General features: G+C 38.8%; 25 protein-coding genes and 1 pseudogene. 5 read left to right on the forward strand and 21 right to left on the reverse strand.

All coding sequences use genetic code 11. The features are described 5' to 3' along the window. Positions 1-8: 8 nt before the first annotated feature. From M1F91_RS03280 to M1F91_RS03360, 17 genes and pseudogenes are all read right to left on the reverse strand, one after another. Positions 9-1,319, reverse strand: a complete 1,311-nt coding sequence (locus tag M1F91_RS03280) for a glycosyltransferase (protein WP_247912633.1) — start codon at positions 1,317-1,319, stop codon at positions 9-11. Positions 1,320-1,461: 142 nt separating this feature from the next. After that, positions 1,462-2,238, reverse strand: a pseudogene (locus tag M1F91_RS03285) (hypothetical protein). After that, the gene (gene wecB, locus M1F91_RS03290; RefSeq protein ID WP_247912634.1) at positions 2,238-3,392 is read right to left on the reverse strand and encodes a UDP-N-acetylglucosamine 2-epimerase (non-hydrolyzing); all 1,155 of its coding nucleotides are present in this window, start codon (positions 3,390-3,392) and stop codon (positions 2,238-2,240) included. Before wecB ends, M1F91_RS03285 begins: the two are co-directional and overlap by 1 nt. A 429-nt stretch (positions 3,393-3,821) precedes the next feature. Continuing rightward, positions 3,822-4,061, reverse strand: coding sequence for a 30S ribosomal protein S18 (gene rpsR, locus M1F91_RS03295; RefSeq protein WP_000068664.1), 240 nt, complete (start codon positions 4,059-4,061; stop codon positions 3,822-3,824). Positions 4,062-4,092: 31 nt separating this feature from the next. Beyond that, positions 4,093-4,563: a single-stranded DNA-binding protein gene (locus tag M1F91_RS03300; RefSeq protein WP_036755226.1), complete on the reverse strand. Its 471-nt coding sequence runs from the start codon at positions 4,561-4,563 to the stop codon at positions 4,093-4,095. Between the two features lie 11 nt (positions 4,564-4,574). Continuing rightward, a complete protein-coding gene (gene rpsF / locus M1F91_RS03305) occupies positions 4,575-4,865 on the reverse strand; it encodes a 30S ribosomal protein S6 (RefSeq protein ID WP_002896497.1) in 291 nt (96 codons plus the stop codon). A 129-nt stretch (positions 4,866-4,994) separates the two neighbouring features. Beyond that, entirely contained in the window at positions 4,995-5,651 is a 657-nt protein-coding gene (locus M1F91_RS03310; protein WP_006148127.1) for a CBS domain-containing protein, read from the reverse strand. 227 nt (positions 5,652-5,878) lie between these two features. Beyond that, the gene (locus tag M1F91_RS03315; protein ID WP_247912635.1) at positions 5,879-6,589 is read right to left on the reverse strand and encodes an ABC transporter ATP-binding protein; all 711 of its coding nucleotides are present in this window, start codon (positions 6,587-6,589) and stop codon (positions 5,879-5,881) included. After that, positions 6,589-7,353: an ABC transporter ATP-binding protein gene (locus tag M1F91_RS03320; protein ID WP_006151788.1), complete on the reverse strand. Its 765-nt coding sequence runs from the start codon at positions 7,351-7,353 to the stop codon at positions 6,589-6,591. Before M1F91_RS03320 ends, M1F91_RS03315 begins: the two co-directional genes overlap by 1 nt. Further along, positions 7,353-8,309, reverse strand: a complete 957-nt coding sequence (locus M1F91_RS03325) for a branched-chain amino acid ABC transporter permease (protein WP_006151638.1) — start codon at positions 8,307-8,309, stop codon at positions 7,353-7,355. Before M1F91_RS03325 ends, M1F91_RS03320 begins: the two co-directional genes overlap by 1 nt. Before the next feature lie 3 nt (positions 8,310-8,312). Further along, positions 8,313-9,182 carry a branched-chain amino acid ABC transporter permease gene (locus M1F91_RS03330; protein WP_004252371.1) on the reverse strand — a complete coding sequence of 290 codons (870 nt, stop codon included), beginning with the start codon at positions 9,180-9,182 and terminating at the stop codon, positions 8,313-8,315. 115 nt (positions 9,183-9,297) lie between these two features. Continuing rightward, the gene (locus tag M1F91_RS03335; protein WP_195184153.1) at positions 9,298-10,458 is read right to left on the reverse strand and encodes an ABC transporter substrate-binding protein; all 1,161 of its coding nucleotides are present in this window, start codon (positions 10,456-10,458) and stop codon (positions 9,298-9,300) included. A gap of 88 nt (positions 10,459-10,546) precedes the next feature. Beyond that, the gene (locus M1F91_RS03340) at positions 10,547-10,816 is read right to left on the reverse strand and encodes a YlbG family protein (RefSeq protein WP_004252368.1); all 270 of its coding nucleotides are present in this window, start codon (positions 10,814-10,816) and stop codon (positions 10,547-10,549) included. Between the two features lie 75 nt (positions 10,817-10,891). Continuing rightward, positions 10,892-11,482, reverse strand: a complete 591-nt coding sequence (clpP, locus tag M1F91_RS03345; RefSeq protein WP_004252366.1) for an ATP-dependent Clp protease proteolytic subunit ClpP — start codon at positions 11,480-11,482, stop codon at positions 10,892-10,894. A 160-nt stretch (positions 11,483-11,642) separates the two neighbouring features. After that, on the reverse strand, positions 11,643-12,272 hold the full coding sequence (upp, locus tag M1F91_RS03350; protein ID WP_004252365.1) for a uracil phosphoribosyltransferase: 630 nt from the start codon (positions 12,270-12,272) through the stop codon (positions 11,643-11,645). A gap of 89 nt (positions 12,273-12,361) precedes the next feature. After that, complete coding sequence (locus tag M1F91_RS03355; protein ID WP_006155564.1) at positions 12,362-12,829, reverse strand: cytidine/deoxycytidylate deaminase family protein; 468 nt, start codon at positions 12,827-12,829, stop codon at positions 12,362-12,364. An 18-nt stretch (positions 12,830-12,847) separates the two neighbouring features. After that, entirely contained in the window at positions 12,848-13,405 is a 558-nt protein-coding gene (locus M1F91_RS03360) for a TetR/AcrR family transcriptional regulator (RefSeq protein ID WP_070677977.1), read from the reverse strand. A gap of 124 nt (positions 13,406-13,529) precedes the next feature. On the opposite strand from M1F91_RS03360, the gene M1F91_RS03365 reads away from it, so the two are divergent. Genes M1F91_RS03365 through M1F91_RS03380 form a run of 4 tightly spaced genes read left to right on the forward strand, consistent with a single transcriptional unit; the run spans position 13,530 to position 16,636 of the window. Next, a complete protein-coding gene (locus M1F91_RS03365) occupies positions 13,530-14,375 on the forward strand; it encodes a DegV family protein (protein WP_247912636.1) in 846 nt (281 codons plus the stop codon). Positions 14,376-14,431: 56 nt separating this feature from the next. Next, positions 14,432-15,610, forward strand: coding sequence for an NAD(P)/FAD-dependent oxidoreductase (locus tag M1F91_RS03370; protein WP_247912637.1), 1,179 nt, complete (start codon positions 14,432-14,434; stop codon positions 15,608-15,610). Between the two features lie 38 nt (positions 15,611-15,648). Continuing rightward, the gene (locus M1F91_RS03375; RefSeq protein ID WP_049508826.1) at positions 15,649-16,170 is read left to right on the forward strand and encodes a DUF1697 domain-containing protein; all 522 of its coding nucleotides are present in this window, start codon (positions 15,649-15,651) and stop codon (positions 16,168-16,170) included. A 10-nt stretch (positions 16,171-16,180) separates the two neighbouring features. Further along, the gene (locus tag M1F91_RS03380; RefSeq protein ID WP_247912638.1) at positions 16,181-16,636 is read left to right on the forward strand and encodes an 8-oxo-dGTP diphosphatase; all 456 of its coding nucleotides are present in this window, start codon (positions 16,181-16,183) and stop codon (positions 16,634-16,636) included. 32 nt (positions 16,637-16,668) lie between these two features. Here the strand turns inward: M1F91_RS03380 and M1F91_RS03385 are convergent, their stop codons facing one another. Further along, positions 16,669-17,409, reverse strand: coding sequence for a MerR family transcriptional regulator (locus M1F91_RS03385; RefSeq protein ID WP_247912639.1), 741 nt, complete (start codon positions 17,407-17,409; stop codon positions 16,669-16,671). 231 nt (positions 17,410-17,640) lie between these two features. Here M1F91_RS03385 and M1F91_RS03390 point away from each other — a divergent pair, with 231 nt between their 5' ends. After that, positions 17,641-18,981 (forward strand): sodium-dependent transporter, encoded by a 1,341-nt coding sequence (locus tag M1F91_RS03390; RefSeq protein WP_247912640.1) that lies wholly within the window; start codon positions 17,641-17,643, stop codon positions 18,979-18,981. A gap of 42 nt (positions 18,982-19,023) precedes the next feature. Here M1F91_RS03390 and manA read toward each other — a convergent pair whose 3' ends face one another. From manA to spxB, 3 genes are all read right to left on the reverse strand, one after another. Continuing rightward, positions 19,024-19,968, reverse strand: a complete 945-nt coding sequence (gene manA, locus M1F91_RS03395) for a mannose-6-phosphate isomerase, class I (RefSeq protein WP_247912641.1) — start codon at positions 19,966-19,968, stop codon at positions 19,024-19,026. Positions 19,969-20,118: 150 nt separating this feature from the next. Then, positions 20,119-20,697, reverse strand: a complete 579-nt coding sequence (locus M1F91_RS03400) for a DUF3592 domain-containing protein (RefSeq protein WP_247912642.1) — start codon at positions 20,695-20,697, stop codon at positions 20,119-20,121. Between the two features lie 102 nt (positions 20,698-20,799). After that, a complete protein-coding gene (gene spxB, locus M1F91_RS03405; RefSeq protein ID WP_045614086.1) occupies positions 20,800-22,575 on the reverse strand; it encodes a pyruvate oxidase in 1,776 nt (591 codons plus the stop codon). Between the last annotated feature and the right edge of the window lie 311 nt (positions 22,576-22,886).

The following is a 22,886-nucleotide window of genomic DNA, read 5'->3' on the forward strand; positions in this document are numbered from 1 at the left end:
AGTTCCCCCTAACCTGCAAAGCGTTTGGTTTTAACCCACTTCGTTTCTTTTCTACGAAGAATCTTGTCCATCACAATTGAAGTAATGGAATCAATAGATACTATGATAAATAGTTGAGCATAAGTGAAATAAGCTAACAAGGCCAACCAAACCTGCCTGCTTGTTGCTTGCCCAAATTGACTCGCTAATGCAATCATAATCTGCATCAAATAAAGGCCAATCATGAAAATCCAGTTAAAGAGCATTAATTGAGTGATGTAAATATTGTTTGCATCAAAGGCAAATGGAATATCAAAGTCCGGGACAAATATACGAACAAGCATTGCGATTATATTAGCAAAGAAAATCAAATCAGAAAGAACGATGGCAAAGTTAAACCAAAAGAAGATACAAGAATAGTTGAATACTTCTAACTTAACACGCCAGTTTCCTTTACCAAACAGGTGCTTAAAGTTTGATAGGACCACTTCATAGTTCCCCTTAGCCCAACGTTTCCGTTGCATGTAATAACTCTTTAAAGTCTCTGGCTCTTGTTGGAAGGCCTCTGAATTATAAGCAAGGGCAATCAATTTTCCACTTTGCATGATTTTAAAGGAAATGTCGGTATCTTCTGTTAAGGCACCGTTTTTCCAACCACCAATACTTTTTACAAACTCAGTTTGAATAAGGAAGTTGGTCCCAGGTATACGTCCAATTTTAAAGAGATGCCACATACCCACATGGTGCACACGCTGAGTAACGACGATTTCTTGATTGATACAACGCGTTAAGAAGTTTTGATTCGCATTACGCGTCTTATTTCTACCAAAAGATGCCACATGACGTTCTGGATCCTTCATGACTTCCTTGACAAGGAAATAGAGAGCATTTTTCTCAGGCATAGCATCAGCATCATAAACGCAGATATAGTCTCCTGTAGCCATCTCCAAAGCATCATTAAGAACTCCAGCTTTACCTCCAGTACCACTGCGATTGATAATGGTTAGATCTCTTCCAGCGTACTCTGGCATAGCCTTAACAGCTAGACACTCTTGATAAGTGTTATCTGAACAATTATCTGCAAACAAGAGCAATTCCACACGATCGTGAGGATAATTCAAATCAAGGATGGCTTTAGCTGTCTGTGCAATAACCACATCTTCATTATGGGCAGGAACGACAATCGTCACCTTAGGGTAGTATGGTAATTGTGTTGTATCAACACGAAAATCACTATGTTTAAACCAAAAGTGAACAGCCGAAAAAAGAATAACCAATCCCCAGGCAAGAGAAATCCAGATAGAAATCAAAGTAAAAATCATCAATATTTGACTAATCATGATCCACCGCCTTAAAATTTTTATTTACTCGATGGTATAGAATCTTATACGCAATAAATAATATGACAAAACAAATGCCAAACACGAGACTTACTCCGAAAGCAACTCCCCAAAATGTATCTGTCAGATTCATTTTCTCCTCCTAATATTCTACAATGACATCCGTCTCTAGCTGACGTTTTAAATGACTAGTTAAATCAGAGTAGTGTTTATTTTTCTCTCTGTTTTCAGAGTCAACTATCAAGTAACCCGTTTGAAATTGAATTCCTTGATTTCCGTCTTCACCATGAAAAACTAACTCTTCTAGTTTTTCCTTCAAATCATTGAAATAGATTTCCTTCAAGGAATGTTGATTGCTATCAGAAATAACAAGGAAATTCCCCTCTGAAATATAAAAGAGTTTATCATTGTACATCAGACTCTGTGAAATGATATCTTGAATCCGACTTAGCATACGATTATACTCTTTAGGTTTAATCTGGAAGAATAAGTCCTCATGGGACCAATGAATCAAGAGAGTCTGTATTTCCTAGCTTTTAGAAGAAAGCATAGATTCATATTCTAAAGCAGCCTCTTCTTCTTGATCTTGCACCTGAGAAGCCATCTTAAAGAGGTAATAACGAATCTTGATTAAAATTCCAATTAAAACAGGAAAACTAAAAAGGAAAATAAAAATCTGAAGACTTGGGATATAGACAATGCCCAGCACTAAAAAGATAATGCCTAGACCAAAGCTTAACAATATTGTCCAAGTCAGCAACAAATCTGATAATACCAAGGCTGCAAACAAGGCTAAGAAGAAAAATAAGATTTGTTCAAGTAAGAGTTGTCTAGCATAAATCCCACAAAACACTAGGAGAAATAACTCAAATCCAATTAAAGCAATAGACCAGTTCCTAAGTTTAATCCAACTTTTCATTATGCTTCATCTCCTTCTCTAAATTCAGATACAGCTTCCGTCAAACCATAATAATGTTGAATGGCTTGTACAATCCGTTCAGAAGCTTTTCCGTCACCATAAGGATTCGGAGCTTGAGACATATCTTTATAGAGTTTTTCATCAGTTAAGAGTGCTGTCATTGCCTCTTTCACACGATTTGGATCTGTTCCAACTAATTTTAGAGTTCCTGCTCGTACTCCTTCTGGACGTTCAGTTGTATCACGAAGGACAAGAACTGGTTTCCCTAAAGAAGGAGCTTCTTCCTGAACACCTCCAGAATCCGTCATGATAAAATAACTTCTTGATGCCAAATTGTGAAAATCTAATACATCTAATGGTTCAATCAAATGAATTCGTTCATGACCAGAAAGAATATCCTTAGCAGCTTCTTGGACTGCAGGGCTAAGGTGAACAGGATAGACAACTTCTAATTCTGAATAAACATCTACCATCTCGCGCAAGGCAGCAAAGACATCACGCATAGGTTGACCTTGATTTTCACGACGGTGCATTGTCACCAAAACTAATTTCTTTAAAGGATCCAATCGATCTAGAACTTCATGATAGTAATCTGATTGAACAGTCAATTTTAAAGCATCAATAGCAGTGTTCCCAGTGATGATAATAGCAGATTCAGGATGGTTTTCCTTAAGAAGATTTTCCTTACTATCAGTCGTTGGAGCAAAATAGAGATCCGCTAGATTATCTGTCATCTGACGGTTCATCTCTTCTGGGAATGGAGAATATTTATCAAAGGTTCTTAACCCTGCTTCAACATGCCCGATGCGAACTTGATTATAGAAAGCTACCAGACTTGCTACAAAAGTTGTTGTAGTATCACCGTGTACCAAAATCATATCTGGAAGTTCTTTCTTAACAATAGGATTGAACTTCTGGAGAATTTTAGCAGTAATATCTAAAAGTGACTGATTTTTCCCCATAATATCTAAATCATAGTTTGGTTGAATACGGAAGGTTTCAAGAACCTGATCTAGCATTTGACGGTGTTGAGCTGTTACAACTGTAATCGTTTCGATACAATCACTATGCTTTTGTAATTCCAACACTAAAGGGGCCATTTTGATGGCTTCTGGACGCGTTCCAAAAACAACCATCACTTTAAGTTTTTCCATTATGGTTTCCTTTTAAACATCATAAAATTTGACACATAATATTGATTCGAATATAGAATATTTCAAGAGTCAATTAATTTGATTGTCTTAATTATTTTACCGACATTTAATTTAAATGTCAAATTTTTTTAGAATCCACTAATGGTTTTAATAGTTTTGTAACACTATGAAATCCTTTTGTAATAAAGGGTTTCAGCAACTTTTAGTAATATATACAGTCTATATTATAATATAGATAAATATATTGAATTCCTCAATTTTATTTTAAAAAAATGTCATTAAAATCAATAATGATTGAATGGTCTCTACTAAAGACACGTAAGAAACAAATCCTTCTATTTTTATGATCGTGAAAAAAAGACCCGTAAGGGTCTTAATTCGCTTTCTTGTTTTCAAGCTCATGAAAAAGAGGTCCACTGGACCTCTTTTTTAATCTTCGTTTACGAAAGGCATCAAAGCCATTACACGAGCGCGTTTGATAGCTGTTGTTACTTTACGTTGGTTTTTAGCTGAAGTTCCAGTTACACGACGTGGAAGGATTTTCCCACGTTCTGAAACGAAACGGCTAAGAAGCTCAGTATCTTTGTAATCAACATATTCAATTTTGTTTGCTGCGATGTAATCAACTTTTTTACGGCGTTTGAATCCGCCACGACGTTGTTGAGCCATGTTTTTTCTCCTTTATAGTATTAATTGTCCATTAGAATGGTAAATCATCATCTGAAATATCCAAAGGATTGGTTGATCCAAATGGATTTTCATCACGTGAAAAGTCTGGTACTGAATTTGTAGGTGCTGCATGACTAGCAGTTGGTGCAGAATAAGCTCCACCACTTTGTCCTTCACGAGCACTACGGCTTTCCAACATTTGGAAATTCTCAGCTACGACTTCTGTCACGTAGACACGTTGTCCTTGCTGGTTATCGTAACTACGAGTCTGAATACGACCTGTAATCCCGACAAGAGAGCCTTTTTTAGCCCAGTTAGCAAGATTTTCAGCCTGTTGGCGCCACATAACGACATTGATAAAATCAGCCTCACGTTCGCCATTTTGACTCTTGAATGTACGGTTTACTGCAAGAGTAAAAGTCGCAACTGCTACATTTGATGGGGTATAACGCAACTCAGCGTCACGTGTCATACGCCCTACAAGTACAACATTGTTAATCATAATCTACCTTCTTACGCGTCAAGTTTGACGATCATGTGACGAAGAATGTCAGCGTTGATTTTTGAAAGACGGTCAAACTCTTTAAGAGCTGCGTCATCGTTTGCTTCAACGTTAACGATGTGGTAAAGTCCTTCACGGAAATCTTGGATTTCGTATGCAAGACGACGTTTTTCCCAATCTTTTGATTCAACAACAGTTGCACCGTTGTCAGTCAAGATAGAGTCAAAACGTGCTACCAAAGCGTTTTTCGCTTCTTCTTCAATGTTTGGACGAATGATATAAAGAATTTCGTATTTAGCCATTGATATGTTCCTCCTTTTGGTCTAATGACCCCAAGCCTTTGCAAGGGGTAAGTGAGGTTTGCTCACAATAAACTATTATACTAGAAAAAAGTTTTTTTCGCAAGCTTAAAGTAAGTTATATTTTTCTTTTTAGAGTTTTTTTGCAGAAGTTTTTGTAATTTCATCTACGAGAATATTTTCATCCTCGAATTTCTTTTTCAACGATGAAAGATCAATGCTTCCCTCAATTTGTACCTCAATAACGATCTTACCATCCTTACGTGGAATATTAACGGTATGAGAGATATTAAGATTTTCCTCAACGATTAAAGAAACAATCTTACCTAAAACTCCAACTTCATTTTCTGTGATAAAACGAACACGGATTCCTTCTTCACCATATCCAGCGATTTCAAGAAAGGCACTGAATACATCACGATCTGTAATGACTCCATACAATTGTCCATTGTCAACAACTGGCAAAATTCCAATCTTATTTTTAAGCATGAGATAAGTTGCATCTTCTAAACTTGCATAGCCTGAGACAGTTACAACATCTCGAATCATGACGTCTTTTACTTTTGTCTTATTAAGCAGATAATTCATCTCGAAGATTGAAAGACTAGTCGCTTTTGAAGGACTAGCTTCAGCGATTGTCCCTTCTGTTACCAAGCCTACTAATTTATCATTCTCGATAACAGGGAGACGGTGCAAGCCTTGTTCGCGCATCAAATCTGCTGCGTGTGCTACAGTTGTATCAGGACTGATATAAACGACCTTGCGTGTCATAAAATCTTTAACTGCCATAGGAAATCTCCTTTATGTTTATAGTTTTATTATACACTTTTTACGGAAAGCTATCAAACGCTTTCATTTCTTTTTCAAGATTCAGAAAAATCTGAAGGACTTTACGAAAAAGAGCTCAACTTAGAGCCCTTAATCTTATACTTATGTAGATTGTATGATTGCTTTGCAATCTTTATCCGCCGACTAAAACAATCTCTCGGACTAGATGTTAATTGCTGCCGCAATTTTTAGCCACCTAGATATGCTTTTCTGACTTCGTCTGATGCTGCGAGTTCTTTTCCTGTTCCTGATAGGACAATCTTTCCTGTTTCAAGAACATATCCTCGGTCAGCAATGGCAAGTGCTTTATTGGCATTTTGTTCAATCAAGAGAACGGTTGTTCCTTGTTTTTGAATATCTTGGATGATATCAAAAATTTCTTGGATAAAGATTGGCGCAAGCCCCATTGATGGTTCATCTAATAAAAGAAGTTTAGGCGTTGACATGAGTGCACGTCCCATGGCAAGCATCTGCTGTTCACCACCAGATAGAGTAGCTGCATCTTGATTTTTACGTTCTTCCAAACGAGGGAAACGAGAGAAGACTTTCTTCAAATTTGCTTGATTCTCTTCACGATTTTTCTTAAGAAAGGCTCCCATCTCCAAGTTTTCCAAAACTGTCAAACCAGGGAAGACATGACGTCCTTCTGGTACTTGAGAAAGTCCTGATGCCACAATTTTTTGTGCAGGCATCTTTTGAATTTCTTGTCCCAAAAATTCAATCTTACCAGCACTTGGACGCACAAGTCCTGAAAGAGTACGAAGGATGGTTGTTTTACCAGCACCGTTAGCACCGATAAGAGAAACAACTTCCCCTTCATTAACTTCAAAGCTCACATCACGTACAGCTTGAATCATACCGTAGTGAACTGAGAGGTTTTCAACTTTTAACATAGACATTAGGCTTCACCTCCAAGATAAGCTTCGATAACACGTTTATTGTTCTTGATTTCATCTGGTGTCCCATGAGCAATCAAACGACCGTACTCAAGTACGTAGATACGTTCAGTGACTTCCATGACCAAGTTCATGTCATGTTCAATCAGCATGATGGTGATCTTGAATTCATCCTTGATGCGACGGATCAACTCAGTCAATTCTGCAGTTTCTTGTGGGTTCATACCTGCTGCAGGCTCATCCAAGAAGAGGATTTTAGGTTCTGTGGCAAGGGCACGAACAATTTCCAAACGACGTTGTTGACCATAGGCTAAGTTTTTAGCTAAGGTTTCAGCATCACCATCTAAATCAAAGATTTTTAGTAATTCTAAGGCTTTAGCTTTTAATTCTTTTTCATTCTTATAAAAAGCTGGTAAGCGCAAGAAACTTGCAAAAACATGTTGTTTATGATGGTTACTAAATGCAATAAGAACGTTATCCAAAACTGTCAAGTCTTTAAAGAGGCGGATGTTTTGGAAGGTACGCCCTAAACCAAGAGCAGCAATTTTATAGGGTTGCTTACCATTTAATAAGTGACCATCTAAGGTTACTGTTCCTTCGCTTGGTTCATAAACTCCTGTCAACAAGTTGAAAAGAGTTGTTTTCCCAGCTCCGTTCGGGCCAATCAAGCCAACAAGTTCACCTTCGTTCAATTCTAGAGTTACATCTCCAACAGCAGTCAGACCACCAAAATGCTTGGTTAACTGTTTTACTTCAAGTAATGCCATTAGTTTTGTCCCTCCTTCTTACCTTTTTTAAAGAGTTTTGATAGGCTCAATTCCCATGTTCCAAGAAGACCACCTGGTCTGAAAATCATAACGAGTACCAAGGCCAAAGCATAGATAATCATACGAACGCTAGCCACATCTTGAAGGAACATATTCAAAATACCAAGAACAATCGCAGCGACAATTGCTCCTGTAATTGATCCCAAGCCACCAAATACAACGATAATTAAAACGTTGATAGAGTTGATAAAGCTATAATCTTTTGGCACAACAGAACCGATAAATCCTGCTTGAAGGGAACCTGCAATACTTGCAGTCATAGCTCCAAAGACAAATGCGATAATTTTGATTTTTGTTGTATTGACCCCGACAGATTCAGCTGCAATTTCATCTTCACGAACAGACAAGGTTAAACGACCGATTGGACTACGAAGGAAATTCAGCGTTGCAATTGTCGTAATCACGGCAAAAATGTATACCATTTGCCAATTAGTAAAGTTTGGAATACCAAGGATACCAGCAGCTCCGTTTGTTAAATCACCACCATTGACGATTAGGATACGGATAATTTCAGCAACCCCAAGTGTCGCAACTGCAAGGTAGTCCCCCTTCAAACGAAGGGTAGGAATTCCAACGACCAAGGCAACCAAACCAGCAATGATAGCACCAAGCAACATAGCTCCAAAAAAGGCACCATAAGTTGGAGATTTAGAACCAATAATGGCTGCTGCATAGGCACCGATAGCCATGAACCCAGCATGTCCAAGAGAAAATTGACCAGAAAAACCAACGATAAGGTTAAGTCCTACTGCAAGAATAATATTGATACCGATTTGTTCTAGAATCTGAATATGGAAAAGGTTTAAAATACCAAACGAAACTAATAAGCTAATCACACCATATCCAAGCAACAAAAGGAGCAACCAGAGAATATTAACTTTTAAATTTTCTTTCATTGTTTACACCTTCTCTTTCACATTCTTACCAAGGATACCAGCTGGACGAACAATCAAGATCAATAGCAAGATTCCGTACACGATAGCATCACGGAAATCTGACATTCCGAAGGCTGTTGCAAAAGTTTCCAATAGTCCGATTACAAAACCTCCAAGAGCTGCACCAGGAATAATACCGATTCCACCTAAAACGGCAGCCACGAATGATTTAATACCCGGAGTCATTCCCATCAATGGTTCAAGAGAGTTGTAGTAAAGGGCAATCAAGACACCTGCTGCACCAGCCAGAGCTGAACCTAAGGCAAAGGTGAAACTGATTGTACGGTTTACGTTGATCCCCATTAACTGAGCTGCATCACTATCTACAGATACGGCACGCATGGCTTTCCCCATTTTGGTTTTTTGCACGATGAGTTGCAAAAGAATCATCAAGACAATTGAAACTGTCAAAATCAACAATTGAATATTTGTTAGACTGATTGGACCCAAGTCATAACGAACTGTTTGGATTGCTTGAGGGAAGGCACGTGTATTGGCACCTACTAGATAGACCATTCCATACTCAAGCAAGAAGGATACCCCGATAGCAGTAATCAATACAGAGATACGAGTTGAATGACGGAGTGGACGGTAAGCTAGAAACTCGATGATAACACCGAGAATAGCTGAACCAATCATGGACAAAATTAAGGCTAAAAAGAAATTTAAATGAAGGGCATTAATCAAGAAATAACCCATGAAAGCACCCATCATATAGATATCACCATGGGCAAAGTTAATAAGCTTGATAATCCCATAAACCATAGTATAACCCAGGGCTAGCAAGGCATAGACACTACCCAAGATTAAACCATTGACAAGTTGTTGAAGCATATGGTTCACTCTTTCTAAGTTTTATTTTTAGGATTTTATAAAAAAATAATCCCTTTATAAACACCGAAACAGGGAGTGAGTAAAAGCTCATTCCCCATTTACGATATCTATAAAATTAAGGTTTTACGACTTCTGCCGCATCTACTTTACCATTATTCATGGTCATCATGAAGGCTGTTTTCACAGTGTTATGATCTGCATCAAAGCTTGTTTGACCTGTAACACCTTCGAAGTTTTGTGTTTTAGCAAGATTGTTCTTGATATCAACTGAAGTTTTTGCACCTTTTGCAGCATTAGCTACAAGGTAAACTGAGTCATAAGCAAGAGCTGCAAATGTTGAAGGATCTTCGTTATATTTTGCACGATAAGCTTCAAGGAAGGCTTTTGCTTTATCTGAAACATCAACAGTAGTTGAGAATCCTGAGATGAAGTAGATATTTGATGCGCGTTCAGCAGTTGCTTGTTGAACAAATTCTGCACCGTTAAATCCGTCACCACCGATGATTGGTTTATCAATTCCCATACCACGAGCTTGGTTTACAATCTTACCAGCTTCTGTGTAGTAACCTGGCAATACGATTGCATCAAAGTCTTTATCTTTGATTTTTGTCAAAGCTGCTTGGAAGTCTGTATCTCCTGATACAAATGTTTCGTCTGCTACGATTTCACCTGTGAATGAATCACGGAAAGATTTTGCAATACCTTTAGCGTAGTCACTTGAGTTATCTGTATACAAGACCACTTTCTTAGCGTTCAATTTGTTTGAAACGTAGTTTGAGATGATTTTTCCTTGGAAACTATCTTGGAATGTTCCGATGAAGAGGAAATCTTGACCTTTTGTCAAACCATCTTGAGTAGCACTTGGAGAAATCAATGGAACTCCAGCTTGTGTAGCATTTGCTACTGCTGCTGCAGTCGCACCTGAAGTCGCAGGTCCTACGATAGCTGCTACCTTAGATTGAGTCACAAGGTTTGTTGAAACAGAAGCAGCTTCAGCAGTTTCAGATTTGTTATCTTTGTCGACTACTTCGATTTGTTTTCCATCGATACCACCTGCTGCGTTGATTTCATCAACTGCAAGTTGAGCACCCTTTTGCTCAGAAGTACCGTAAGATGCTACAGCACCAGTTTCTTCGAAGTTGAAACCAATTTTTACAACTTTTTCATCAATTGGGTTACCAGTTGTGTTTGAAGCTCCTGACTTCACTTCCCCACAAGCTGCTAAAAGAGCTGTACTTGCAAGAGCTACAAGTGACAATGCAAATTTTTTCTTCATGTTTATCTCCTTTTAATGTTCAATTTAAATTACATGTTAAGAATATACCGAATTATCAGAAAATTGTCAACAAGTTTCTCTCACTTTTTTAAATGATAACGTTTTCGCTTGTTTTATATAGGTTTCCAACGAAAGGAGTTTCCAATTCTTGGATATGACAAACTCTCACTTTCTTGATAAATTTCTCTTTTCCTAGACGGTTTACCAGCTCTTCTACTTCCTCTGTTGGGACATAAAGTTGTAGGTAACGATGTTTTTTTGAGTGGTAACAAATATCACCATAATTTGCGAGTTTTTTAGCATCGCGATTATAGTATAAATAGATAATCAGACCAGACCGATTCTCTTTTTGAAACATAATTCAACTTCCTTCTAACAATCTTCCTTCTATTATATCAAAAAAAACAAGCTCAGTCGAGCTTGCTTTAGTAGTTTAATTCAAAGAATTATTAGCCATAATTTCGTCAATAAAACCGTAGTCAAGAGTTTCTTGAGCGCTCATCCAGTAATCACGTTCAGCATCTTTATGAATTTGCTCAACAGATTTGCCAGAATTATCTGCTAGGATTTGCTCCAAAGTCTTACGGGTTTTAAGTAAGTGTTCAGCAGCGATGGCCATATCAGTCTGCTGAGTACCACCACCTGTACCACCCATTGGTTGGTGAATCATGTATTCTGCATTTGGAAGCATGAAACGTTTGCCCTTTGCTCCACTTGATGCAATGACAGTCCCCATTGAGGCTGCCATTCCCATAACGATAGTTTGGACATCTGCCTTGATAAAGTTCATAGTATCAACGATTGCCAAACCAGCTGATACAGAACCTCCAGGCGTGTTTACATAAAGGTAAATATCTTTTGTACTATCTTGGGCATCCAAGAAAAGTAATTGGGCGATAACTGAGTTTGCCATATTGTCTTCGACTGGTCCAGTCAACATGATAATGCGGTCTTTAAGAAGACGTGAGTAAATATCATACGAGCGTTCTCCACGACTTGTTTGTTCAATAACTACAGGAATCATTCATTTCTCCTTTTGATTTCTAATTTCTTTGTTAATAGGATTATTATATATCCTTGGTCAAAAAAGGTCAAATTTTTGCTCTATCCTACTAACAGATACAAAAATTTAACCTCCTTTCAAAACTAAGACTAGGCTTTAGTCTCAATATCACTTTAGAATCTTATTTTGTTCCGAACAAGCGGTCTCCAGCATCTCCAAGACCTGGAACGATGTAACCATGTTCGTTCAAGCGTTCATCCAAAGCTGCTGTAAAGATTTCTACATCAGGGTGTGCTGCTTGAAGTGCCTTCACACCTTCTGGAGCTGATACAAGGCAGACAAACTTGATGTTTGAAGCTCCACGTTTTTTGAGGGAGTCAACAGCCAAAATCGCTGATCCACCTGTTGCAAGCATAGGATCAACTACAAAAATTTGACGTTGGTCAATATCTTCAGGTAATTTTACCAAGTATTCTACTGGTTGAAGGGTTTCTTCGTCACGGTACATACCAATGTGACCAACTTTTGCTGCTGGAACCAAACTCAATAGTCCATCAACCATACCAATACCTGCACGCAAGATTGGGACAATTGCCAATTTTTTACCAGCCAACTGTTTTTGAACTGTTTTTGTGATCGGTGTTTCGATTTCTACATCTTCAAGTGGAAGATCACGAAGCACTTCATATCCCATCAACATTGCAATCTCGTCTACTAGTTCACGAAAAGCTTTTGTAGAAGTGTCAGTGCGACGCAAGATTGATAATTTGTGTTGAATCAGTGGATGATTAATAACTTCAAGTTTTCCCATTTTCAGAATTCCTTCTTTCAATTTATTCTTCTTATTATATCAAAAAATGGTTTAAAAAGCTTTCTAAACCATTTATTTTTTTATAATTTCTAGATTAGGTGAGCCTCTTGGAGAGCTGCCTGCACTGTTTCAAGTGGTAGGTGAGTTAATTCTGTTCCCTTTTCTTGATAAAGGTGTTGGGCATAGTCATCCATACGGTATTGGTTGATATAAACCACACGCTCACAACCTACCTGAAGCAGTTGTTTTGTACAGTTGAGGCATGGAAAATGAGTGACATAGGCTGTGAAACCTTTTGGAACGCCACGCTCTGACCCTTGTAAGATAGCATTCACTTCTGCATGAAGAGTGCGGACACAGTGGCCTTCAATCACCAGACAGTCATGATCTATACAATGCTCTGTTCCTGATACAGAACCATTATAGCCTGTTGAAATAACCTTGTTATCCTTGACTAAAACAGCTCCTACCTTGGCACGTTTACAGGTTGAGCGATTGGCAATCAATAGAGCTTGAGCAGCAAAATACTCATCCCAAGCTAGTCTTTTTTCTGTCATAGCATTTCTCCTCATGTTTTATTTTTTGAAAAATGGCAGGCGTAGATCTGCGATTTTTTCAGCAGGAACCTTCATTCCATCCTTGATCCATTTAAGCAAGACCGATACGATGGCCGAACTCCAAAAAGAATGCAGGTAAGAACTGACACCTTTTGACTTCCCATAGTATTTTTCTAGAAATTCTTGCATGGCTTGCACAAAGATTTTTTCTAAGTGATAGTCTAGGGCAAGCTGAATAACCTTAGCTTCTTTCTTGGCTTCTCTAAAGAGGTGAACCCATACAAGATAAAGGTCTGTTTTAACATCGTAATGACTCAATTGCTCCATGATATTATGGACGCTACGTTTAAAGACACTTTCTAAAATTTCTTCTTTGGATTCATAATTTCGATAAAAGGCTGCACGAGAAACGCCAGCACGCTTGACCAACTCAGAAATGCTAATCTTAGCCAACTCTTTTTTCTCCAAGAGTTGCAAAAGAGCTGTTTCAATCGCTTCTCTGGTTAGCAAATTAGATTCTTGATTTGATTTTCTAAGGTTTTCAAGCGATTTTTCAGATATTTTACGTTCAGACATAACAATTTCTTTCTACTTGTGACAACAGAGAGGTACTACTTTTGTTTCAAGGGCTTTCATGATATAATTGTAAAAAAAGACAGAACCTTTGTCAATGTATAAGTGATAAAGATGGAGAATTTCTATGACTTGGAAGATTGTAGCTGACTCTGGTTGTGATTATCGCCAACTGGAAAACCTTGCTTTTGATACTGAATTTGTCAGTGTTCCCTTAAAGATTCAGGTAGCAGATCAAGTCTTTGTCGATGATGCCAATCTGGATATCGATAAGATGATGGAAACTATGTATGCGACTTCTGAAGCTTCAAAATCAGCCTGCCCTAGTCCTGATGATTACTTACGAGCATTCGAAGGTGCCAAACATATTCTTGTAGTGACTATCACTGGAACTCTCTCTGGTAGCCACAATAGTGCTCAATTAGCTAAGAATATCTATCTCGAAGAACACCCTGATACTCAGATTCATGTCATCGATAGCTTATCAGCTGGTGGGGAAGTTGACCTAATCGTCGAAAAGATCAATGATTTGATCAAACAAGGACTTTCTTTTGAAGAAGTCGTTGAAGTGATTACTACTTACCAAGAAAAAACGAAGTTGTTGTTCGTTCTTGCTAAAGTGGATAACCTGGTTAAAAACGGTCGATTGAGTAAGCTTATCGGTACAGTTGTCGGGCTCCTCAATATTCGTATGGTTGGTGAAGCAAGCGAAACTGGAACCTTAGAACTCCTCCAAAAAGCTCGTGGTGCTAAAAAGTCCCTTCAGGCTGCCTATGAAGAGTTAATCAAAGCTGGCTATGCTGGTGGGCGTATCGTCATGGCTCACCGCAGCAATGAAAAATTCTGCCAACAGCTCTCAGAGCTCTTACGAGAAAAATACCCACAAGCTGACATTAAAATCATCCCAACTTCTGGACTCTGCAGTTTCTATGCGGAAGAAGGCGGGCTCCTCATGGGATACGAAATCAACTAATAAATCTGACAAGAGATGTCTAATCATCTCTTGTTTTTTTATGGTACAATACTCTTATGAAACATTTTGATACTATTGTCATCGGAGGAGGCCCTGCTGGTATGATGGCTACGATTTCCAGTAGCTTTTACGGGCAGAAAACCCTTCTCATTGAAAAAAATCGGAAACTTGGAAAAAAATTAGCTGGAACTGGCGGTGGTCGTTGCAATGTGACCAACAACGGAACTCTAGACGATCTACTCGCTGGCATCCCTGGAAATGGGCGATTTCTATACAGTGTCTTATCCCAGTTTGATAACCATGATATCATCAACTTTTTCACAGAAAATGGTGTTAAACTCAAGGTTGAAGACCACGGACGTGTCTTCCCAGCCAGCGACAAATCGCGAACCATTATCGAAGCCTTGGAAAAGAAAATCATTGAACTTGGTGGGCAAATTGCCACTCAAACAGAGATTGTTTCGGTTAAAAAGATAGACGACCAGTTTGTCCTTAAGTCTGCAGACCAGACCTTCACTTGTGATAAACTCATCGTCACAACAGGTGGTAAGTCTTATCCTTCGACTGGTTCGACTGGTTTTGGCCACGAGATTGCCCGTCATTTCAAACACACCATTACCGAACTTGAGGCTGCTGAAAGTCCCTTATTAACAGATTTTCCACACAAGGCCTTACAGGGAATTTCGCTAGACGATGTGACCCTCAGTTATGGCAAGCACGTCATTACTCATGATCTGCTCTTTACCCACTTTGGTTTATCTGGTCCCGCTGCTCTGCGTATGTCAAGCTTTGTCAAGGGGGGTGAAATCCTATCTTTAGATGTCTTGCCACAACTTTCTGAAGGCGACTTAGTAAATTTTCTAGAAGAAAATCGTGAAAAATCCTTAAAAAATGCCTTGAAATCTTTGTTGCCAGAACGCTTGGCAGAATTCTTGGTGCAAGGCTACCCAGAAAAGGTCAAACAATTAACTGAAAAAGAACGAGACCAACTTATCCAGTTTATCAAATCCCTCAAGATTCCTGTGACTGGAAAAATGTCCTTGGCTAAATCCTTTGTTACCAAAGGAGGTGTTAGTCTCAAGGAAATCAATCCTAAAACACTGGAAAGTAAATTGGTTCCTGGACTTCACTTTGCTGGCGAGGTCCTAGATATCAATGCCCACACAGGTGGCTTTAACATCACTTCTGCCCTCTGCACCGGATGGGTGGCAGGCTCAAACTTAATCTATAAATGATTTAGTATCTAAGGATGTTAGATAAGAAAGGAACTACTTTGGAACATATTATCTTACTAAGGGGAGTTACTCCTAATGGAAAAAATGCTATCCCTAAAATGTCTTATCTAGTAGATATCTTGATAGAGGCTGATTTTCAACACGTTCGAACCTATATTCAAAGTGGGAATATCATTCTTGAAAGTGACTTATCTCTGGAAGAAATACGAGAACAGGTTCACACTCTAATAAAGGAAAAAATTGGTGCTGATTTAAAAATGGTAATCAAGAACAAAAATGATTTTGCAAAAATTGTCCAAGAAAACCCATTTGGAAAACACTATCTTTTTGACCGAATACATGTGATCCTTTTTCAAAATGATATCCAAAGTCTACCATTAGAAAAATTGGATAGTGACTATGGTGAAGAAGAAATTTGTATCGGCAACCATTGTCTTTACCTCTATCTCCCTAGAACTGCAAAACGAAAAAAACTTAATACCAACTATCTTGAAAAGCTGTTCGGCGTTGATCTGACCATGCGAAAGTTAAACGTGGTAGAAAAATTACTAACAAAATAGGAAAAATAATATGAGCAGAAGAGAATCAGTCGAATTTGTCAACATGTGCTTGATTAAAAATGGGGACAAGGTCCTAGTTCAAGACCGAGTTAGTCCTAACTGGCCTGGCATTACTTTTCCTGGTGGTCATGTTGAACGTGGCGAATCCTTTGTCGATGCTGTCATTCGCGAAGTGAAGGAAGAAACTGGTCTGACCATTTCTAAACCCCAACTCTGTGGTATCAAAGACTGGTATGATGATGCAGATTATCGTTATGTTGTCCTCTTTTACAAAACAGAACACTTTACTGGTGAGCTCCAATCTTCAGACGAAGGAAAAGTCTGGTGGGAGGATTTTGAAAATCTATCTCATCTCAAACTAGCTACTGAGGATATGTCTGATATGCTTCGTGTTTTTCTCGAAGAGGACCTCAGTGAATTCTTTTACTATAAGGATGGGGAAGACTGGTTTTGCCAACTCAAATAACAGTAAATCGGCAGAGATTACTCCGCCGATTTTTATTTTGTCTGAGTTCTAACATAGTGGGCAATAACATCTGAAGTGTATTGAGCTGTTCCCTTTCCAAACTTATCAATGTTTTCCTTGAACTCTGGATTATAGACATAGCCTTGGCCGATATAACCGAAGACCTCGATAGAGCAGTCAAATCCATAAGTACGAATAGCTTGTAAGAGCTTGGCTGCTTCCTCTTGATTTTCAGATGCTGTTATCGGCAAACCAGCTTTGAGATTTTGAGCCAAGGCTTGAAAGATTTGATTAAAGGCTGTTGTAGCTTCATCCTCTCGTCCTTTTTGACGCTCGAGAGCCTGGTCCATGACTTCTTGGCCATATTTCTCTACTGCCTCTTGGTGATATTTTTGATTGTCTTGATAGCTAAATCCAGTGAATTTTTCCTCAATAGTCATTTTTCTTTCTCCTTTTTGATCTTGAATGGTTTTTTGCAAGGTAGAAATCAAGGTATCTAGATGTTGCCTTTCTCGAGTTAGGTAATCCAACTGTCTTGCCAAATGTGGTAACAAGTCCGTCTTTTCTTCCTTCAATAGCTCTGCTATTTTTTCTAAAGAAAAGCCTAGATACTTGTAATAGAGGATAACCTGAAGTCGTTCTAAATCCTCTTGACTGTAAGTTCGATAGCCATTTTCTGACTTTAACGGAACCAAGAGTCCTATCTTATCATAATGGTAGAGGGTCTTGACGGAGACACCTGAAAGTTGCGCAGCTTCTTTTATATGGTACATGATTTCCTCCTCACATGAATAGTATATCCCCTTACCTTAGGGTAGAGTCAAGTATTTTATCATATTTTTTATGAAAACTTGAAAATCGCTTTCTTGACAGGCTTCAGAAAACATGATAGGATAATCAAGTCTATCAATCAAATAAAAGGCTCTTAAAGAGCAATTGAGAGAGGGCTATTTGACAACTCAAGTAGCCTTTTCTTATTTTAAAAATAGATTGGAGTTTTAACGATGTCTGAAAAATCGCAATGGGGCTCAAAACTGGGCTTCATCCTTGCATCTGCTGGTTCTGCTATTGGCCTTGGAGCTGTTTGGAAGTTCCCTTATATGACCGCTGCCAATGGTGGGGGAGGTTTCTTACTGGTCTTTCTTATCTCGACAATTTTAATTGGTTTCCCTCTTCTACTGGCTGAGTTTGCCCTTGGTCGAAGCGCTGGCGTGTCAGCAATCAAAACCTTTGGCAAACTTGGAAACAATCAAAAGTACAACTTTATTGGTTGGATTGGTGCCTTTGCTCTTTTCATCCTTCTCTCATTTTATAGTGTCATTGGGGGTTGGATTCTGGTATACCTTGGTATCGAGATTGGAAGATTATTCCACCTAATCGGAAATGGAGATTATGCCCAGCAATTCTCTTCAATCATTTCTAATCCAGTTATTGCTTTAGGAGCTCAAGCAGCCTTTATCTTCTTGAACATTTTCATTGTTTCACACGGCGTTCAAAAAGGGATTGAAAGAGCATCTAAGGTTATGATGCCCCTACTTTTTATCATCTTTATTGTTATTATCGGGCGTTCTCTTAGCTTGCCAAATGCTATGGAAGGCGTCGTTTACTTCCTCAAACCTGACTTTTCAAAACTAACAAGTGCTGGACTTCTCTATGCACTGGGTCAATCTTTCTTTGCTCTATCCCTTGGAGTTACAGCTATGTTGACTTACGCTTCCTACCTAGACAAGAAGACAAAGCTGGTCCAATCAGGAATTTCCATCGTAGCCTTGAACATTTCAGTTTCTATCATGGCGGGACTTGCGATTTTCCCTGCTATGTCAGCCTTTAATATCCAATCTGAAGGTGGACCAAGTCTCCTCTTTATTGTCTTGCCGCAACTCTTTGACAATATGCCTTTTGGTACGATTTTCTATATTCTCTTTCTTTTGCTTTTCCTCTTTGCGACGATAACTTCCTCAGTCGTTATGCTTGAGATCAACGTTGGAAATATCACCAACCAAGACAATCGTAAGCGTGCTAAGTGGAGTATGATTTTAGGTGTATTGACTTTTGTCTTTGGTATCCCTTCGGCCCTATCCTATGGTGTGATGGCTGATGTCCATATCTTTGGAAAGACCTTCTTTGACGCCATGGATTTCTTGGTTTCCAACCTCCTCATGCCTTTCGGTGCTCTCTGCTTGTCCCTTTTTACAGGCTATATTTTTAAGAAAACACTAGCAATGGAGGAACTTCATCTTGATGAAACACCTTGGAAACAAGGACTTTTCCAAGTCTGGCTTTTCCTTCTTCGTTTCATCATTCCAATTATCATCATCGTGGTCTTTATCGCCCAATTTATGTAAATACAAAAAAGGACTTGAGAATATCTCTCAAGTCTTTTCTTTTTATGGATGGCTAACAATCAATTCTAGACCTTGCCCTTCCAAGGTCCAAGCTTCAACATCACTCGGCAAGATAAAGTGGCTACCTTTTTGGATTGGATAGTCTTTTCCGTCTACAGTCAGTTTCCCTTGACCAGCCAAGACACTCAACAAGCTGTAATCAGCTGTCTTCTCAAATTCAACTTTTCCTGTGATTTCCCACTTGTAAACTGCAAAGAAATCATTAGAGACAAGTAAAGTTGAACGCAAATCATCTGCTTTGACAGTCACAGGACGGCTGTTAGCAGGATCACCAATATTCAAAACATCGATTGATTTTTCGAGGTGAAGTTCACGCAAGTTGCCATTATCATCCTTACGGTCAAAGTCATAAACTCGGTAGGTGGTATCACTAGACTGTTGCGTTTCAAGAATTAAGATACCTGCACCGATAGCATGCATAGTTCCACTTGGTACATAGAAGAAATTTCCAGCCTTAACAGGAACCTTTGTCAGCAAGGCATCCCAGTTTTTATCTTCAATTTGCTGACGGAGTTCTTCTTTTGACTTAGCATTGTGACCGTAAATAATCTCTGAACCTTCATCTGCAGCAATGATGTACCAGCACTCTGTTTTTCCAAGTTCACCTTCATGCTCTAGTCCATAAGCATCGTCTGGATGAACTTGAACACTGAGCCAGTCATTGGCATCAAGGATTTTGGTCAAGAGCGGAAATACAGGCTCAGGACGGTTGCCAAACAACTCACGGTGTTCTGCATACAAAGTAGCGAGGTCTGTTCCTTCATAGCGCCCATTGGCTACCTTAGACACTCCATTTGGATGAGCTGAGATTGCCCAATATTCTCCGATTTTTTCACTAGGAATGTCGTAACCAAACTCATCACGTAGTTTAGTCCCACCCCAGATTTTTTCTTGCATTACAGAATTTAAAAATAACGGTTCTGACATCTTGATCTCCTGTCTGATTTTTCTCCCTTCATTATAGCAAAAAAAGAGTTCTGATTGAACTCTTTTTCTTATCTTATAAAGTAGGGAGAAGATTTTATAAAAATAGTAACGATATGGATTTCATACTTTCGAAAAATCTACCAGAAACTATTAGTTCACAAGATTTGGAAGAATGAACACTATAAAGAAAGCTAGAGCAACCATCAGAAAAACAAGGAAATAAACTAAACATTTAGTCAGCCATGCATAACGACCTGGTTTTAAAGGTCTTTCTACATAGGAATGTTTTGGTTTCTTAGGATCATAATAAACAGTTACCTTTCCTCCAATTGGAAATCGTTCCATTAAAGGTGACTTTGTTAAAGAGATGAAACTATTCCTATAAATCTTGTATCTTAAAACCTGAGGAATTTCCCCATCTTCAAAATTATCCATTTTGACATCAGATACGATTGAACCTAAGGGAGTACTGATTGTATTTGAAATCGCATATAGAAATTTCGGTCCTAAAACCTTGTATCGGTTCCCATCAACAGTGTACTCAACCACTGGGAGACTAATTCCGTTATAAAGAGCATAGGAATATCGGATAATAACTCCTTCCGTTCTTTCGGTGCATCTCTTGGCATTTCTGTAATTACTAAAGATAAAAATGTCGAACATGAAATAGGTGAAGGCAGCAAAGCCTAACGACATTAAGCCAAATAATAGAAAGAAAGTTGTTGGCATCTTTTTTCTCCTTAAAATATCATGATGCATCTATTTTAACAGAAAATACATAAAAAGAAAAAGACCGGATTGCTCCGATCTTTTTAAGTTCCACGAGAGGAATTATTTAATTGCGCGTGATTGCAATCCTTCTTCTTCCAAGAAGAGGCGGAATGGTACGAGTTCTTCTGCTTCGTATTTTTCCTTGAAGGCTTTAATAGCTTCTTCTGAGTGTTGTTTTGGATCCAACTCAAGTACTTCTACTGGAAGTGGACGATGTGGTGTGATGTGAGCATCGATAACAACAGTTTTACCTTCTTTGTTCAATTTAACAGCTTCTGCAACAACTGCATCGATGTCTTCGATACGGTCAACTGTAAATCCTACAGCACCTTGCGCTTCAGCGATTTTCGCATAGTCAGCATTAGGGAAGTCACAACCAAACAAGTGTTTGTTTGTGTCTTCGTATTTGTCCTTGATGAAGGCATATTTACCATTTGAGAAGACAACGTTGATAACTGGAAGGTCGTATTGAACGTTTGTGATAACGTCTGGGTAGCACATGTTGAATGCACCGTCACCCATGATGTTCCATACTTGGCGATCTGGATTGTCTTTCTTAGCAGCGATACCACCAGGAAGGGCAATACCCATTGTCGCAAAGAGTGGAGATGTACGCCACATGTTCTTAGGTGTCATGTGAAGGTGACGAGTAGATGTTTGAGTAGTGTCACCTACGTCGATTGAGTAGATAGCGTCTTGATCAGCATGTTTGTTGATTGCATTGTAAACTTGGTACAATTGCAATTCACCCTCAGTTTTACCTTCGAGTTTGTTCATGTAATCACGCCAGTTTTGGTTGTTCTTAACGTTTGCACGCCACCATGGAGTAGACTCAACTGGGTTTACTTTATCGAGGATAGCTTTAGCTGCTTGACCTGCATCACCAAGGATTGAAGCGTCAAGAGCGTGACGTTTACCAAGTTTGTAAGGGTCGATATCCACTTGGATGAATTTTTCAGTGTTTTTGAATGCTTGGTATACTTCAGCAAATGGGAAGTTTGAACCAAGGAAAAGAACTGTGTCTGCTTCAAAGACCACTTCGTTGGCTGGTTTCCAACCAACACGGTAAGCAGAACCTGTCAAACCTTCGTAGTTCCATTCGAAAGCTTCGAAGTTTTTACCAGTTGTGATGATTGGTGCTTTGATTTTACGTGACAATTCAGTGATTACTTCACCAGCTTTAACACCACCGTAACCAGCGTAGATAACTGGACGTTCAGCGTTGTTCAAAATTTCAACAGCTTTGTCAATTTCAACTTCGTTCAAAGCAGGAGCGATGAATGAACGCTCGTAAGAACCTGAACCGTAGTATGAGTTTTCGTCGATTTCTTGGAAACCAAAGTTTACTGGAATTTCAACGACAGCTGGACCTTTTTTAGAAACGGCAGCACGGCAAGCTTCGTCAATCACTTTTGGCAATTGCTCTGCGTAAGCTACACGTTTGTTATAAACAGCGATACCGTTGTACATTGGATTTTGGTTAAGCTCTTGGAAGGCATCCATGTTCAATTCGTTAACTGGACGTGATCCAAGGATAGCAAGGAATGGAGTGTTATCCATAGCTGCATCGTAAACACCGTTGATCAAGTGAGTTGCACCAGGTCCACCTGAACCAACTGCAACACCGATAGAACCGCCAAATTTAGCCTGCATAACCGCTGCAAGAGCACCTGTTTCTTCGTGGCGAACTTGCAAGAAACGGATATCTTTGTCTTCAGCCAAAGCGTCCATCAATGAGCTGAGTGTTCCTGATGGGATACCGTAGATAGTGTCTACGCCCCATGTTTTCAATACGTTGAGCATTGCTGCAGATGCAGTAATTTTCCCTTGAGTCATAATGATAACTCTCCTTCAAAATAATTTCATATATTTACAAAAAACGCTTTTATATGTTATTTGAAAACGATTCAGTAAATTTACAATCCTAATTTATCACATTTGATTTTAGATTTCTAAGTATATGCTCAGAAACTTTCATTCTCTATTACAGTACAGTTTGGAAGCGTTTTGAAAATCTGTTTTAGAATAGAAAAAAGCGGTTAAGACCGCCTTTTTATACTCAATGAAAATCAAAGAGCAAACTAGGAAGCTAGCCGCAGGTTGCTCAAAGCACTGCTTTGAGGTTGCAGATAAAGCTGACGTGGTTT

Source organism: Streptococcus sp. oral taxon 431, assembly GCF_023110115.1.
GTDB lineage: Bacteria > Bacillota > Bacilli > Lactobacillales > Streptococcaceae > Streptococcus.

What these genes read in the sequence shown, in the direction of transcription:
- M1F91_RS03355 (WP_006155564.1), bottom strand. Translation starts at nt 12,829, where the DNA reads ATGACAGAAAAAAGACTAGCTTGGGATGAGTATTTTGCTGCTCAAGCT.
- M1F91_RS03325 (WP_006151638.1), bottom strand. Translation starts at nt 8,309, where the DNA reads ATGAAAGAAAATTTAAAAGTTAATATTCTCTGGTTGCTCCTTTTGTTG.
- manA (WP_247912641.1), bottom strand. Translation starts at nt 19,968, where the DNA reads ATGTCAGAACCGTTATTTTTAAATTCTGTAATGCAAGAAAAAATCTGG.
- M1F91_RS03390 (WP_247912640.1), top strand. Translation starts at nt 17,641, where the DNA reads ATGTCTGAAAAATCGCAATGGGGCTCAAAACTGGGCTTCATCCTTGCA.
- upp (WP_004252365.1), bottom strand. Translation starts at nt 12,272, where the DNA reads ATGGGAAAACTTGAAGTTATTAATCATCCACTGATTCAACACAAATTA.
- M1F91_RS03365 (WP_247912636.1), top strand. Translation starts at nt 13,530, where the DNA reads ATGACTTGGAAGATTGTAGCTGACTCTGGTTGTGATTATCGCCAACTG.
- M1F91_RS03315 (WP_247912635.1), bottom strand. Translation starts at nt 6,589, where the DNA reads ATGTCTATGTTAAAAGTTGAAAACCTCTCAGTTCACTACGGTATGATT.
- rpsF (WP_002896497.1), bottom strand. Translation starts at nt 4,865, where the DNA reads ATGGCTAAATACGAAATTCTTTATATCATTCGTCCAAACATTGAAGAA.
- M1F91_RS03340 (WP_004252368.1), bottom strand. Translation starts at nt 10,816, where the DNA reads ATGTTTCAAAAAGAGAATCGGTCTGGTCTGATTATCTATTTATACTAT.
- M1F91_RS03300 (WP_036755226.1), bottom strand. Translation starts at nt 4,563, where the DNA reads ATGATTAACAATGTTGTACTTGTAGGGCGTATGACACGTGACGCTGAG.
- rpsR (WP_000068664.1), bottom strand. Translation starts at nt 4,061, where the DNA reads ATGGCTCAACAACGTCGTGGCGGATTCAAACGCCGTAAAAAAGTTGAT.
- M1F91_RS03400 (WP_247912642.1), bottom strand. Translation starts at nt 20,697, where the DNA reads ATGCCAACAACTTTCTTTCTATTATTTGGCTTAATGTCGTTAGGCTTT.
- spxB (WP_045614086.1), bottom strand. Translation starts at nt 22,575, where the DNA reads ATGACTCAAGGGAAAATTACTGCATCTGCAGCAATGCTCAACGTATTG.
- clpP (WP_004252366.1), bottom strand. Translation starts at nt 11,482, where the DNA reads ATGATTCCTGTAGTTATTGAACAAACAAGTCGTGGAGAACGCTCGTAT.
- M1F91_RS03385 (WP_247912639.1), bottom strand. Translation starts at nt 17,409, where the DNA reads ATGTACCATATAAAAGAAGCTGCGCAACTTTCAGGTGTCTCCGTCAAG.
- M1F91_RS03280 (WP_247912633.1), bottom strand. Translation starts at nt 1,319, where the DNA reads ATGATTAGTCAAATATTGATGATTTTTACTTTGATTTCTATCTGGATT.
- wecB (WP_247912634.1), bottom strand. Translation starts at nt 3,392, where the DNA reads ATGGAAAAACTTAAAGTGATGGTTGTTTTTGGAACGCGTCCAGAAGCC.
- M1F91_RS03320 (WP_006151788.1), bottom strand. Translation starts at nt 7,353, where the DNA reads ATGGCATTACTTGAAGTAAAACAGTTAACCAAGCATTTTGGTGGTCTG.
- M1F91_RS03360 (WP_070677977.1), bottom strand. Translation starts at nt 13,405, where the DNA reads ATGTCTGAACGTAAAATATCTGAAAAATCGCTTGAAAACCTTAGAAAA.
- M1F91_RS03370 (WP_247912637.1), top strand. Translation starts at nt 14,432, where the DNA reads ATGAAACATTTTGATACTATTGTCATCGGAGGAGGCCCTGCTGGTATG.
- M1F91_RS03335 (WP_195184153.1), bottom strand. Translation starts at nt 10,458, where the DNA reads ATGAAGAAAAAATTTGCATTGTCACTTGTAGCTCTTGCAAGTACAGCT.
- M1F91_RS03310 (WP_006148127.1), bottom strand. Translation starts at nt 5,651, where the DNA reads ATGGCAGTTAAAGATTTTATGACACGCAAGGTCGTTTATATCAGTCCT.
- M1F91_RS03380 (WP_247912638.1), top strand. Translation starts at nt 16,181, where the DNA reads ATGAGCAGAAGAGAATCAGTCGAATTTGTCAACATGTGCTTGATTAAA.
- M1F91_RS03330 (WP_004252371.1), bottom strand. Translation starts at nt 9,182, where the DNA reads ATGCTTCAACAACTTGTCAATGGTTTAATCTTGGGTAGTGTCTATGCC.